This window comes from Streptomyces gelaticus (assembly GCF_014649535.1).
GTDB classification, from domain to species: domain Bacteria; phylum Actinomycetota; class Actinomycetes; order Streptomycetales; family Streptomycetaceae; genus Streptomyces; species Streptomyces gelaticus.
In genome coordinates this window covers 124,901-138,278 of sequence record NZ_BMTF01000016.1, presented here as the reverse complement: position 1 = coordinate 138,278, position 13,378 = coordinate 124,901, and the positions used below count along the sequence as shown (strand labels likewise).

The 13,378-nt window shown below is 71.3% G+C and carries 12 protein-coding genes and 1 pseudogene; 7 read left to right on the top strand and 6 right to left on the bottom strand.

The window, feature by feature from the left end; translation table 11 throughout:
• Nucleotides 1–26: 26 nt before the first annotated feature.
• Both IE107_RS22730 and IE107_RS22725 read left to right on the top strand, forming a co-directional pair.
• Nucleotides 27–1,004 (top strand): 1-phosphofructokinase family hexose kinase, encoded by a 978-nt coding sequence (locus IE107_RS22730; protein ID WP_189545744.1) that lies wholly within the window; start codon nucleotides 27–29, stop codon nucleotides 1,002–1,004.
• A gap of 59 nt (nucleotides 1,005–1,063) precedes the next feature.
• Complete coding sequence (locus IE107_RS22725; RefSeq protein WP_189545742.1) at nucleotides 1,064–1,915, top strand: class II fructose-bisphosphate aldolase; 852 nt, start codon at nucleotides 1,064–1,066, stop codon at nucleotides 1,913–1,915.
• Between the two features lie 86 nt (nucleotides 1,916–2,001).
• On the opposite strand, the gene IE107_RS22720 is transcribed toward IE107_RS22725, so the two are convergent.
• Both IE107_RS22720 and cdgB read right to left on the bottom strand, forming a co-directional pair.
• Nucleotides 2,002–2,955: a CBM35 domain-containing protein gene (locus IE107_RS22720; RefSeq protein WP_189545740.1), complete on the bottom strand. Its 954-nt coding sequence runs from the start codon at nucleotides 2,953–2,955 to the stop codon at nucleotides 2,002–2,004.
• A 151-nt stretch (nucleotides 2,956–3,106) separates the two neighbouring features.
• A complete protein-coding gene (gene cdgB, locus IE107_RS22715) occupies nucleotides 3,107–4,750 on the bottom strand; it encodes a diguanylate cyclase CdgB (RefSeq protein WP_189545738.1) in 1,644 nt (547 codons plus the stop codon).
• A 361-nt stretch (nucleotides 4,751–5,111) separates the two neighbouring features.
• On the opposite strand from cdgB, the gene IE107_RS22710 reads away from it, so the two are divergent.
• Nucleotides 5,112–5,618: a flavin reductase family protein gene (locus IE107_RS22710; protein WP_189545731.1), complete on the top strand. Its 507-nt coding sequence runs from the start codon at nucleotides 5,112–5,114 to the stop codon at nucleotides 5,616–5,618.
• Between the two features lie 36 nt (nucleotides 5,619–5,654).
• On the opposite strand, the gene arfB is transcribed toward IE107_RS22710, so the two are convergent.
• The gene (arfB, locus tag IE107_RS22705; RefSeq protein WP_072487942.1) at nucleotides 5,655–6,089 is read right to left on the bottom strand and encodes an alternative ribosome rescue aminoacyl-tRNA hydrolase ArfB; all 435 of its coding nucleotides are present in this window, start codon (nucleotides 6,087–6,089) and stop codon (nucleotides 5,655–5,657) included.
• 183 nt (nucleotides 6,090–6,272) lie between these two features.
• On the opposite strand from arfB, the gene IE107_RS22700 reads away from it, so the two are divergent.
• Both IE107_RS22700 and IE107_RS22695 read left to right on the top strand, forming a co-directional pair.
• A complete protein-coding gene (locus IE107_RS22700; protein ID WP_189545729.1) occupies nucleotides 6,273–6,848 on the top strand; it encodes a TerD family protein in 576 nt (191 codons plus the stop codon).
• A 266-nt stretch (nucleotides 6,849–7,114) separates the two neighbouring features.
• Nucleotides 7,115–8,695: a M4 family metallopeptidase gene (locus IE107_RS22695; RefSeq protein WP_189545727.1), complete on the top strand. Its 1,581-nt coding sequence runs from the start codon at nucleotides 7,115–7,117 to the stop codon at nucleotides 8,693–8,695.
• 30 nt (nucleotides 8,696–8,725) lie between these two features.
• Here IE107_RS22695 and IE107_RS22690 read toward each other — a convergent pair whose 3' ends face one another.
• From IE107_RS22690 to IE107_RS22680, 3 genes and pseudogenes are all read right to left on the bottom strand, one after another.
• Complete coding sequence (locus IE107_RS22690) at nucleotides 8,726–10,135, bottom strand: M1 family metallopeptidase (protein WP_189545725.1); 1,410 nt, start codon at nucleotides 10,133–10,135, stop codon at nucleotides 8,726–8,728.
• 45 nt (nucleotides 10,136–10,180) lie between these two features.
• Nucleotides 10,181–10,600, bottom strand: a pseudogene (locus IE107_RS22685) (YncE family protein); the annotation flags it as partial.
• 80 nt (nucleotides 10,601–10,680) lie between these two features.
• Complete coding sequence (locus IE107_RS22680) at nucleotides 10,681–11,238, bottom strand: GlcG/HbpS family heme-binding protein (protein WP_189545723.1); 558 nt, start codon at nucleotides 11,236–11,238, stop codon at nucleotides 10,681–10,683.
• Between the two features lie 165 nt (nucleotides 11,239–11,403).
• Here IE107_RS22680 and IE107_RS22675 point away from each other — a divergent pair, with 165 nt between their 5' ends.
• The gene (locus IE107_RS22675; RefSeq protein WP_189545721.1) at nucleotides 11,404–12,735 is read left to right on the top strand and encodes a sensor histidine kinase; all 1,332 of its coding nucleotides are present in this window, start codon (nucleotides 11,404–11,406) and stop codon (nucleotides 12,733–12,735) included.
• Complete coding sequence (locus tag IE107_RS22670; protein ID WP_189545719.1) at nucleotides 12,732–13,361, top strand: response regulator; 630 nt, start codon at nucleotides 12,732–12,734, stop codon at nucleotides 13,359–13,361. Before IE107_RS22675 ends, IE107_RS22670 begins: the two co-directional genes overlap by 4 nt.
• The last annotated feature ends 17 nt before the right edge of the window (nucleotides 13,362–13,378 follow it).

The following is a 13,378-nucleotide window of genomic DNA, read 5'->3' as shown; positions in this document are numbered from 1 at the left end:
GAGCAGGGATCGAGGGAGCGGCCGCGGTGATCCTCACGGTCACACTGAATACGGCACTCGACCTGACGTACGGCGTCCCGGAACTCGTCCCGCACGCCAGCCACCGCGTCAGCGACATGTCCGAGCGACCCGGCGGCAAGGGACTCAATGTGGCCCGGGTGCTCTCCGCCCTCGGCCACGAGACGGTGGTCACCGGCTTCGCCGGAGGCTCCACCGGGGCGGTGCTGCGCGAGCTGCTGGCCGGTCCGTCACCGCTGGAGGCCGATCCGAGGGCCGCATCCGTGCCCGCCCCCGCGCCGATCACCGACGCTCTCGTCACCGTCGCCGGGAACACCCGCCGCACCATAGCCGTCGTCGACCGGGCCACCGGCGACACCACCCAGCTCAACGAACCCGGCCCGCTCGTCAGCGCCGACGAGTGGACCGCCCTCCTCGGCCGGTACGAGGAGCTCCTCGCCGGGGCCGACGCCGTCGCGCTCTGCGGCAGCCTGCCGCCCGGCATCCACGTCGGCGCCTACGCCGAACTGGTCCGCGCGGCCCGCGCCGCCGGTGTCCCCGTGCTGCTCGACACCAGCGGCGAACCGCTCCGCCGCGGCATCGCCGCCCGCCCCGACCTGATCAAGCCGAACGCCGACGAGCTCGCCCAGCTCACCGGCTCCCGCGAACCGATGCGTGCCACCCGCGACGCCCGCCGCCGCGGCGCCCACGGAGTCGTCGCCTCGCTGGGGCCGGACGGCATGCTGGCGGTCACCCCCGACGGCAGCTGGCAGGCAGCGCCGCCCGCCAAGGTCCTGGGCAATCCGACCGGCGCGGGCGACTCCGCGGTGGCCGGGCTGCTGTCCGGCCTCGTCGAGGGGCTGAGCTGGCCGGACCGGCTGCGGCGGGCGGTGGCACTGTCGACGGCGACCGTGCTCGCCCCGACGGCCGGTGACTTCGACCGCGCGGCGTACGAGGAACTGCTGCCGCGCGTCGGCGTCGAGGAACACACACCGGCGGCCCGATAGGCCGCGCCCGTCCCGGACCGGCCCGCCCGCCGGTCCGAAAGAAGTAGCAAGAGGTCAGCATGCCGCTCGTCAGCACCGGTGAACTCGTCTCCGCCGCCCAGGCCCAGGGACGCGGGATCGCCGCCTTCAATGTCATCACGCTGGAGCACGCGGAGGCCATCGCGGCCGGCGCGGAGCGCGCCGGAGCCGCCGCCGTCCTCCAGATCTCCGAGAACGCCGTGAAGTTCCACGGCGGACGGCTCTCCGCGATCGCCGCCGCGGCCGCCGCCGTCGCCCGCGCCTCCAGCGCCCCGCTCGCCCTCCACCTCGACCACGTCGAGTCCGTGGAGCTGCTCCACCAGGCGCACACGGAAGGCTTCGGCTCCGTCATGTTCGACGCGTCCAAGCTGTCGTACGAGGAGAACGTGCGGGCCACGGCCGAGGCGGTGACCTGGGGTCATGAGCGCGGCATCTGGATCGAGGCCGAGCTCGGCAAGGTCGGCGGCAAGGAGGGCGAGGCCCCGCTCGACGCCCATGCCCCCGGGGTCCGTACGGACCCGGCCGAGGCCGCCGCGTACGTCCGCGACACCGGGGTGGACGCGCTGGCCGTCGCTGTCGGCTCCTCGCACGCGATGACCGAGCGCACCGCCGCCCTGGACCACGAGCTGATCGGCCGGCTCCGCGACGCCGTCCCGGTGCCGCTGGTGCTGCACGGCTCCAGCGGCGTCCCGGACGAGGAGATCCGCCGGGCCGTCGCCTCCTCCGGCATGGTCAAGATCAATGTGGGCACGGCCCTGAACACCGCGTTCACCGGAGCGGTGCGGGCGTACCTGGCCGAGAACACCACGGGCGTGGACCCCCGCAAGTACATCGCCCCGGGCCGCGAGGCGGTGGCGGCGACGGTGGCGGGGTTCCTGGCCCTGATGGGCTGACCGCGGCGGCCTGGGTGAGGGTGCTCACGCGGCCTCTCCGGGGTTCGGACACCAGGAGAGGCCGCAAAGCGTCAGCCCTCAATGGGCTAACCCTTCGCAGGGGTGACTTCCAGCCAATCCAGGATCACGTCGCACTGATTCCCTTCCTGGCACGAGATGCTGATCTCGTTCTCACCCTTGATCAGGTCGACCGGTGCCCAGGTGGTCTGCCAGTTCTTTTCCCAGTCCGAGTCGGACGAGTGGATGAAGTTCTTGAGACCGATGGGCTGCGAATTCGGCTTCCCGTTCACCGTCAGCGTTGCGTTGGCGTCCTTGGCGGGAATCGCATAGCGCACCGTCAAGCGGTACTTGCCTTCCTCCCCCATCGCTGCCTTCCACGTCACGGATGACCCGACCGTGTTGAAGTCCGTGACGTATGAGCCGTTCGGGCCTTCCGCACCCTTGACCGACTGGCTGACTGCCGCAGTACCGCCGAGCTTCAGCGTCGCCGCGTCCTGCTTGGGCAGCTCGGCCGGGGCCTCGGAGCTGGCGGACTGCTGGGGCTTCGGGGACTCCTCGACCTGGTCGCCGGGACCGGCGGAGGAGGTGGCCTCGTTCTTCTTCTGGTCCTTGTCCTTGTCACCGGTGAGCAGCGCGGCGCCGATCCCGATGAGCACGACCAGGACCACCGCGACCGCGGCGATCAGCAGGCCCTTGGTGTTCGGCCCGCCCCTGCCGGGGCCGCCGGGGCGGCCGCGACCGCCCTGCTGCGGCACCTGCGCGGTGGCGCCGCCGGGGTACGTCTCCGGGGCGGCGTACTGGGCGTTCGGCTGGCCGTACGCCTGCTGCTGCTGCGGCACCTGCTGGCCGTACTGACGCTCGCCGACGGTGCGTACCTGGTTGTACGAGGTCCGGGGCACGCCGGGCTGCGGGGCCGCCGGCGGGTAGCCGTAGCCGCCCTGCCGGGGTGGCTGGGCGCCTGCCGCCTGTCCGTCCTCGTACAGGTAGCCGAACGGATCGTCGTCCTCGGGCTTGTTTGCGCCGTCGTTCCCGGCCGTCATCCCTGGGTCACTCCTCACCATGTCGCCAGCCGTCGCCGAAATTGCCAGCCGTGGCCGACCGGCCGAGCCTACCCCGAACGACCCACACCAAGAATTGCCGTCGCGGGTGACGGAACGGCGGCGGAGCGTGGGAACAGCGCCGCCGTGAACGTCAGCCGGCCCTGCGGTGAACCTTGGAGCGGGACCGCTTCTCCACGTACATCCGCTGGTCGGCGGAGCGCAGCACCTCTTCGGCGGTCATGCCGCAGGCGGCCCAGCCGATACCGAAGCTCGCCCCCACCCGCACCGCCCGGCCGTCGACCCGGATCGGCGGAATGATGGCGTTGCGCAGACGTACGGCCAGGTCAGCGGCGTCCGCGTCGCCGAGCCCGTCGGCGAGGACGACGAATTCGTCACCCCCGAGCCGGGCCACGGTGTCGCCGTCGCGGACACAGGTGGTGAGCCGGCGGGCGACCTCGATCAGCACCGCGTCACCGGTGTGGTGGCCGAAGCGGTCGTTGATCGACTTGAAGCCGTCGAGGTCGCAGAAGAGGACCGCGAGCCCCTTCGCCCCGTCGTCGTGCTCGGTGTCGGGGGCGACCGCGTGCACATGGTGGTCGTACGGGCCGCCGGGTGCCGGGTCCACCTCGTAACCGTGCGTCCGCGCGTCCGCCTCGTCGAGGCTGCCGTAGGCCGCGTCCAGCGCCTCCACCGGGGTGGCGGCCGCCTCGTTCGGGCGCTCGCAGAGCCGGGCACCCAGCCGGGAGCGCAGCTCGGCACTGTTGGGCAGGCCGGTGAGCGCGTCGTGCGAGGCCCGGTGGGCGAGGTGCAGCTCGTGGCGCTTGCGCTCCTCTATGTCCTCGACGTGGGTGAGCAGGAAGCGGGGGCCGTCGGTGGTGTCGGCGACGACGGAGTTGCGCAGCGAGACCCAGAGGTAGGTGCCGTCCCGCCGGCCGAGCCGCAGCTCGGCGCGACCGCCCTCGGCGGAGGTGCGCAGCAGGGTGCCGATGTCCTCGGGGTGGACGAGGTCGGCGAAGGAGTAGCGGCGCAGCACGGACGCGGGGCGGCCGAGCAGCCGGCACAGGGCGTCGTTGGTGCGCAGCAGCCGGCCGTGCTGGTCGCCGCCCATCTCGGCGATGGCCATGCCGCTGGGCGCGTACTCGAAGGCCTGGCGGAAGGACTCCTCGCTGGCCCGCAGCGCCTGCTGTTCCCGCTCCAGACGGACCAACGCCCGCTGCATGTTTGCTCTGAGCCGGGCGTTGCTGATCGCAATGGCGGCCTGTGAGGCGTACATCTGGAGGGCTTCGCGGCCCCAGGCGCCGGGGCGGCGGCCGTTGCGCGGGCGGTCCACGGAGATGACACCCAGCAGATCGGCACCGCCGCCGGATGCGTACATCGGGGCGTAGAGGCGGTCCTCGGGGTGCCACTCGTCCTCGAAACGGGGGTCGGGCCCGTCGGTGTGCCACTGCGGTACGTCGTCGTCGAGGAGGACCCAGCCGTCGGTGTGGGGTATGAAACGGAGCTCGTCCCAGGCCTGCCCCATGGTCAGCCGGCGTTCCCAGGAGGCGCGCGAGCCGACCCGGCCGGTGATCAGGGCTTCCGCCGCGCTGTTGCCCGCGAAGGCGGCGACCACGAGATCACCGTCGGGGCGGACCAGGTTCACGCAGGCCAGCTCGTAGCCGAGACTGGTGACGATTCCGTCGGCCACGGTCTGCAGTGTGTCGGCCAGGCTCCGCGCCGTGTTGAGATCGGCCACGGCCTGGTGCAGCTGCCGCAGCGTCGCAAGACGGACGTACGGCTCCGACTCGGCCTCCATTGCTCGCACTCCCCGAGACCCTCGACAGCACTCCAGGTTTCATATCGACGTACTTACTTCAGTGTCACGGCAACTGAATCACAGTGAGCTGTGCTGTCGGTACACAGGGTCAACAAATATTGCACTCTGTGACTCAAGTCACAACAGATGGTAAAGGCTCGCGAGGGCCGCACGGATTCGCTCCCTACTTTTCTTGAACGCAAATCCGGGCGTTGCAGTGCCGGTCACCGCCCGCTGGTCCTAGGACCCGGTTGGTCCCTTGGCCCGATGCGGAGGCACGCGCTCCGCGGCTAGCGTGCCCGATGTGCTGCAGACGACGACCCCCGCCCCACGCCCCCGGCCCATCCCCCATGCTGAGGGGGTGAGCAACGATGAGTTCCGAGGCGCCCTCGCCCGGCTGGCCGCCGGCGTCGTGCTGATCACCGCCCAGGAGCCGCCGCTGGACGAGCACGGACGGGGCGAGGACGTCGGCATGACGGCGACCGCCTTCATGTCGGTCTCCCTGGACCCGCCGCTGGTGATGGTGAGTCTGCGCAACGGTTCCCGGATGGACGACCTGCTGTCGGAACAGCCGCTGTGGGCGGTGTCCGTGCTCGCCGAGAGCCAGCGGCATGTCGCCGGACGGTTCGCGATGAAGGGCCGGATCAGCGACCGGCTGCTGTTCGAGGACATCCCGTACACCCGGGGCGAGGTCACCGCCGCGCCGTTGATCGGCGGCGCGCTGGCCACACTGGAGTGCCGTACCGAGCAGCGGGTCCTGGCGGGCGACCACACGCTGGTGATCGGCCGGGTGCTGAGCGCGGACCTGCCCAGCGCGGAAGGGGCGCCGCTGACGTACTTCCGTGGGAGGTACCGGCAGTTGGGGTGAGGCAGGCCACGGGGACCGGGGCAGAGGACCCGGTCCTCACCAGTCGCGGCCGGAGCGGCCGCGCTTGGTCTCGCCGCGCTGCTTCTTCTCGCGCAGCCGGCGCTCGTTGATGCCCCGTGGGATCCGCGTCTTGCGGCGCGGCCTCGGGGGCGGCGCCGTCGCCTCGGCGAGCAGGGAGGCCAGACGTACGAGAGCGGTCTCGCGGTTGCGCCACTGGGAGCGGTGCTCCGAGGCCCGCACCGCGATCACCCCGCCCACGAGCCTGCTCTCCAGACGCTGGAGCGCCCGCTCCTTCCACACCTCGGGGAGCGACTCGGTCGCCGCGAGGTCGAAGCGGAGCTCCACCTGGGAATCGCTGGTGTTGACGTGCTGCCCGCCGGGTCCCGAGGACCGCGAGAAACGCCACATGAGCTCGGCCTCCGGCAGGGAGACCGAACCGCGGATGACATAGGGCCCGGACATGGCACCCATGTTCCCCGGACCGCAGGGGTTCGTCACCTTCTTTTGCCGTACCGGCCGGCCGTCCGGCCGGGGGATTTCGGTAAAGAAAGTAAAGGGATCAGGAACCTCCTGCCCCCTTGCCCGCGTTATGGCCTGTGACGGTAGCTTTCGTGATGGCACGAGGCCCGCAATCGACGACGAAAGGGACTTCCCATGGCTGTAAGCCTGTCCAAGGGCGGCAACGTCTCCCTCACCAAGGAGGCCCCGGGCCTGACCGCCGTCACGGTCGGCCTCGGCTGGGACGTCCGCACCACCACCGGCACCGACTTCGACCTCGACGCCTCGGCGATCGCGGTCAACGCAGGCGGGAAGGTCGTCTCCGACGGCCACTTCGTCTTCTTCAACAACAAGTCGACGCCCGACCAGACCATCGTCCACACCGGTGACAACGTCACGGGCCAGGGCGAGGGCGACGACGAGCAGATCAACGTCAACCTGGCGGGCCTGCCGGCCGATGTCGACAAGATCGTCTTCCCGGTCTCCATCTACGACGCCGAGACCCGCAGCCAGAACTTCGGCCAGGTGCGCAACGCGTTCATCCGCATCATCAACCAGGCCGGCGGCACCGAGATCGCCCGCTACGACCTGAGCGAGGACGCCGCCACCGAGACCGCCATGGTCTTCGGCGAGCTGTACCGCAACGGCGCCGAGTGGAAGTTCCGTGCCGTCGGCCAGGGTTACGCCTCCGGCCTGCGCGGCATCGCCCAGGACTTCGGCGTCAACCTCTGACGCACGGGCACCTTCGCGAAAGCTCCCGGCCACCCCGGCCGGGAGCTTTTGCGTGTGCGCGGCCGGAGCATGCGCACACCCTCCCGTATACACAGTCATCGGACATCTACGCTCAACTCCCGCCGATTAGCGAACACATGTGTATTCCATTCGGACAAGAAGTGGTCAAATAAATGTGAGGTATTTGTTAGTGCACCGTCAATGTCGCTCATTCGGTGGCACGCTCTCGGCTCGTAACCCCCCACGGAACGAGCAACGGAGAGCGCATGACCCCCCACATGAACACCCGTCGCGCCGCAGCCCTGGCCGCAGTGGCCGCGATGGTCGTCGTAGGCATGCAGACCGGTGCGGCGAACGCCGTACCCGACAACGGCAATGACAGCCCCTCCGCCACTCGCAGCGTCGTCCCCTTCGGCGCGAACAAGGCCTCGCAGCGCATGGCCGCCATCAAGTCCGCGCAGAGCGAAGCCTCTTCGGCCGCCGACTCCCTCGGCCTGGGCGGCAAGGAGAAGCTGATCGTCCGCGACGTGATCAAGGACGCCGACGGCACGGTCCACACCCGCTACGAGCGCACCTACGACGGGCTGCCCGTGCTCGGCGGCGACCTCGTCACCCACACCGCCCCCGGCGGAAAGCTCAAGGGCGTCACCAAGGCGACCGAGGCCCGGATATCGGTGCCCTCCACGACGCCGAAGATCAAGACCGCGGCCGCCGCCCGCAAGGTGATCTGGGCGGCCTCCGGCAAGCCCGTCCTCGCCCTGGAGACGGTGAGGACCGGGGTGCAGAAGGACGGCACCCCGAGCCGGCTGCACACCATCACCGACGCGATCACCGGCAAGAAGCTCCAGAGCTACGAGGCGGTCGAGACCGGTGTCGGCAACAGCCAGTACAGCGGTGAGGTCGAGCTGACGACCACCGCGTCCGGCTCCGGCTTCGAGCTGACCGACGGCGGCCGCGGCGGCCACAAGACGTACGACCTCAACCAGGGCGAGAGCGGCACCGGCGACCTGGTCACGGACGACGACGACACCTGGGGCGACGGCACCGGCAACGACCGCCAGACCGCCGCGGTCGACGCCGCCTACGGCGCCGCGCAGACCTGGGACTTCTACAAGTCGGCGTTCGGCCGCGACGGCATCGCCGGTGACGGCAAGGCCGCGTACTCGCGGGTCCACTACGGCGACGCGTACGTCAACGCGTTCTGGGACGACAGCTGCTTCTGCATGACGTACGGCGACGGCGCCGACAACAAGAGCGCGCTGACCGCCCTCGACGTCGCGGGCCACGAGATGAGCCACGGCCTGACCGCGTCCACCGCCAACCTCGACTACTTCGGTGAGTCCGGCGGTCTGAACGAGGCGACCAGCGACATCCTCGGCACCTCGGTCGAGTTCGCCGCCGACAACAGCACGGACATCGGCGACTACCTCATCGGCGAGAAGATCGACATCAACGGCGACGGCACCCCGCTGCGCTACATGGACAAGCCGAGCAAGGACGGCGGCTCGGCCGACTACTGGGACAGCAACGTCGGCGACCTCGACGTGCACTACTCCTCCGGCGTCGCCAACCACTTCTTCTACCTGCTGTCCGAGGGCAGCGGCGCGAAGACCATCAACGGGGTCGACTACGACTCCCCGACCGCCGACGGCTCGACCGTCACCGGCATCGGCCGGGACAAGGCCGTCCAGATCTGGTACAAGGCCCTCGCCGAGTACATGACGTCGTCCACCGACTACGCGGGCGCCCGTGAGGCGACCGAGAAGGCGGCGACCGACCTGTACGGCGCGGACAGCGCCGAGCTCGCGGCCGTCGGCGCCGCCTGGAGCGGTGTCAACGTGAAGTAGCGCGACCAGCGGTACTCCGACGGGAGCCGGTCAGCCCTTCGAGGCGGGCCGGCTCCTGCCGTACAGCCAGGTGTCCCACAGCTCCGTCAGATCCTGACCGGTCGTCTTCTCCACATAGGCGGTGAAGTCGGCGGTCGAGGCGTTGCCGTGCCGGTGGGCCTTCGTCCAGCCCCTGAGGAGCGCGAAGAAACGCCGGTCGTCGCCCACAGCCTGCCGGACCTTGTGGACGACCATCGCCCCGCGCCCGTACACCGGCGCCTGCGAGATGTCCGCGGCCGTCGGCGGATCGGCCGGCGGGAAGGCCCAGTTGTCATCGTCCTCGAAGGCGGCGTCGAACCGGTCCTGGACGGGGACGCCCTCCTTGTCGGCCTCCCACAGCCACTCCGCGTACGTCGCGAAACCCTCGTTGAGCCACATGTCCCGCCAGCTCTCGGGCGTGACGGAGTCCCCGAACCACTGGTGGGCCATCTCGTGGACGAGCAGTCCGGCGTCCGGCGGCCCGGGGAAGAAGGGCCGGGTCTGGGTCTCCAGGGCGTAGCCGGCGTCCCCGTGGCGCTCGACGATCGCGCCCGTGGCGGAGAAGGGGTACGGGCCGAAGCGCTGCGCCTCCCACTTCACGACCTCGGGAACGCGGGCGAGAATGCGCGCGCTGTCCGCCGCCACCGTCGTGTCCGCGGCGGTGAACACCTCGATGCCGTCCGGGGTCGTCGACGTCTTCGTGTCGAAGCGGCCGATGGCGACGGTCGCGAGATAGCTCGCCATCGGTCCGGGACTGTGCCAGCGGAACGTGGTGGTGGTGCCCGAGCTGCGCCGGGAGACCGGCTGGCCGTTGGACACCGCAGTCAGCCCCTCGGGGACGGTGACGGCGATGTCGTACGAGGCCTTGTCGCTCGGGTGGTTGTTGCCGGGGAACCAGGTCATCGAACCGGTCGGTTCACCGAGCGCGACCGAGCCGTCCGCGGTCCTCAGCCAGCCCTCCTTCGAACCGTCGGAATCGGTGAGGGTCCGCGGCGAGCCCGAGTAGCGGACGACCGTGCGGAAGGTGCGGCCCTTGCGCAGACGGCTCATGACTTCGGCGTCGGGGCGCAGTGTCAGCTCCTGCCCCGCCCGGTTGACGGCGGCGGGGCGGCCCTCGACCGCCGCCGAGTCCACGGTGAGTCCGACGAGATCGAGGTTGAAGGCGCTGAGGTCCTGGGTGGCGCGCGCGGTGATCGTGGCGGTGCCGCGCAGCCGGCGGGCTGCCGGGTCGACGTCGAGCGCGAGGTCGTAGTGCGTGACGTCGTAGCCGCCGTTGCCGAGCTTCGGGAAGTACGGGTCGCGCAGGCCAAAGGCGCCGGGCGTGCCCTCGACCCCGCCGGTGCAACCGGTGGACGTCGTCAGCACCAGCAGGGCGAGGGCGGCGAAGCAAGCCGTTCGGCGTACAGACGTTCGCTGATCCACACCGGCGATCCTAGGCACGGAATGCCCGATTGGCGGGATATCAGCTCAGAGCACCGCGATCCCCAGCGGACGGGAGCCCGCGACCACTTCGAACGGCCGCCGCTCGCCCGTGAGATCGACGACGGTGATGCCGTTGCCGTACCCGTCGCGGGTGAAGCCCTCGGTGACGTACGCCGTGCGGCTGTCGCCGGACACCGCCACGTCCTCGTGCGGCCCGTCCAGCGGCACCACGCGCTCGGTGCCCCCGGGGGTGCGGACGGTCAGGGAGGGGCCCTCGTCGTCGGAGCGGATCGGGCCGGTGCCGACGACCAGCAGGGTGCCGTCGGGGGCGAGCGTCGCGCCGTGCTGGTGGGTGTCGGCGGTCATCGGCTCGACGGTGCTCCGGCCGGTGCGCGGATCGAGGACGACGAGCCGTTCGCCCTCGAACGGCAGCAACAGCCTGCCGTCGGCGGGGCGTACGACGGCGTCGAGCAGTTGTTGATCGAGGGCGTTCATGTCCTACTCCTGTCGGTCGGGCTGTCCGGCCTGTTCTGCCTGCTCGGCGCTCAGTTGCCGAGGGAGGCCACGCCGGCCCGGGCGAACTTCTCGTCGAGGTCGCCGCTCGGGGCGCCGGCCACGCCGATGCCCGCGATCGGGGCGTCCTTGGCGGTGACGGGGGCACCGCCCGCGAGGAAGAGGGTGCCGGGGATGTCCTTCAGGGTGGGGACGTTCGCCAGGCGCTTGGTCAGCTCGGAGGTGGGGGCGTTCCAGGAGACGGCGGTGTACGCCTTCTTCACGGCCGACTCGTAGGACTGCGGCCCGGCGCCGTCGCCGCGCAGGGTGACGAGGGTGTTGCCGTTGCGGTCGACGACGGCGACGGAGACGCGCTGGTTCTCCTTCTTCGCGGCGTCGAGGGTCGCCCGGGCGGCCTTGGTGGCGGCCTCGACCGTCAGGTGGGTGGTCTGCTGGAGGTTGCGGTTCGCGGCGTCGGCCTGGACGGCGGCGGCGGGCGCGGCGGCCGGGGTGGAGGCGCTGGCGGACATCGCGCCGAAGGTCCCCGCGCCGAGGACGGCGACGACGGCGGCACCGGTCAGGACACGGGTACGCAGCGACAGCTTCTTCATGGTGGACTCCTCAGCGGCGGTGGATGAGCACGTTCGGCTCTGTCGTCCATGCTCCGGCCGGCCCCGGCCCCGTACGGTCGGCGGACCGGCTCGACACCGCACGCGGGACGGCCGACGGCCCCATCAGCCGATCGGCTGATGCGCGGGTGGTCACCCGGGGCGACCATGAATGTATCCATACAGGTCAGCGGTGCCGCTTACGGGACAGCCCCCAGGAGCGAGAGGTACGAGGTGAAGCGCCGAACCCCATCCGCCGCACCGGACCGGACCGGCGACCCGGACGCGCGGTGGCTCACGCTCCTGATGCACGCCGCGTTCTTCCTGCTGCTCGGCGCCTCGCTCACCCGGTTCCTGCTGCGCCACCCCGGCGAGGCCCGCACCCCGTGGATCATCGCGCTCTCCGTCGCCCTCGCCGTGCTGTACGTGCTCGGGCCGGTGCTCGGCTCGCGTCCGACGCCGCGCTCCCTGGTGTGGCTGGGGGCGCTGGTCGCCGTGTGGATGGTGGTGGTCGTCCTCGCACCGAGCTTCGCGTGGTGCGCGGTGCCGCTCTTCTTCACCGGGCTGCGCATCCTGCCGCCGCGCGCCGCGCTGGCGCTCGTCGCCCTGCTCACGCTGTTCGTCGTCGCCGCCCAACTGCGGCTCGCCGAGGGCTTCGACCCGAATCTGGTGCTCGCCCCGCCCGCCGTGGCGGCGGTCGCGACGGCGGTCTTCGTCCATATGCAGCGTCAGGCCGAGCGCCAGCGCGAACTGTCCGAGCGCCAGCGCGAACTCATCGACGACCTGCTGCGCACCCGCCGCGAACTGGCCGCCACCGAACGCCGCGAGGGAACCCTCGCCGAACGCCAGCGGCTCTCCATGGAGATCCACGACACCCTGGCGCAGGGCCTGTCCAGTCAGCAGATGCTGCTCCAGGCCGCCGACCGCACCTGGGACGCCGACCCGTCGACCGCCCGCCGCCACGTCCGTACCGCCACCGGCATCGCGGAACGCAATCTCGCCGAGGCCCGCCGCTTCGTCCACGACCTGGCGCCGGCCGATCTCGCGGAGGGCGGCGGCCTGGAGGCGGCCCTGCGCGCCCTGGCCACCCGCGAGACGGCGCAGGGGCAGGGGCGGCTCACGGTCCGCTGCCATGTGGAGGGCGAGGGGCACACCGCGCTGCCCGACCGGACGCAGTCCGCGCTGTGGCGCATCGCCCAGGGCGCGCTGGCCAATGTGAAGGAGCACGCCCACGCGACGGAGGCGGCGCTCACGCTGACCCACCTCGACGACCGGGTCGTCCTGGACATCGCCGACAACGGGCAGGGCTTCACCCCCACCGAGGCCGCCCGGACGACCGGCAGCGTGCGCGGTCACGGGCTGCCCGCGATCCGGGCCCGGCTGCAGCAGCTCGGCGGCACGCTGACGATCGAGTCGGTGCCGGGCGAGGGTACGGTGCTGTCCGCCGCCGTCCCCCTCACCCCCGCCGCCCCGCCGACCGTCCCGGAGGACCTCGCATGACCGCGACGCCGCCCGTACGCATCCTGCTCTGCGACGACCACGTCGTCGTGCGCGCCGGTCTGCTCGCCCTCCTCGGCAGCGAACCGGACATCGAGGTCGTCGGCGAGGCCGGCAGCGGCGAGGAGGCCGTCGCCCTGGCCACCAAGCTCACCCCGGACGTCATCCTGATGGACCTCCAGCTCGGCGAGGGCATCGACGGCGTCGAGGCCACCCGCCGCATCGCCGCCACCGGCGTGCATGTGCTGGTCCTCACCACGTACGACACGGACGCCGACATCACCCGGGCCATCGAGGCGGGCGCCACCGGCTATCTGCTGAAGGCCGAGCGCCCCGAGGAACTCTTCGCCGCGATCCGCTCGGCCGCCCAGGGCCGCACCACGCTCTCCCCGCCGGTGGCCAGTCGCGTCATGGCCCGGATGCGCAAGCCGCTGCCCACCCTCACCGACCGAGAGCTCGACATCCTGGCCCAGCTCTCCCAGGGCCTGGGCAACCGCGACATCGCCCGCGCCCTGTTCATCAGCGAGGCCACGGTCAAGACCCACCTCGGCCGGATCTACGACAAACTCGGCGTCGACACCCGCGCGGGCGCCGTCGCCGTCGCCAAGGAGCAGCGGCTGCTGCCGTAGATCAAACCTGCCCGAAC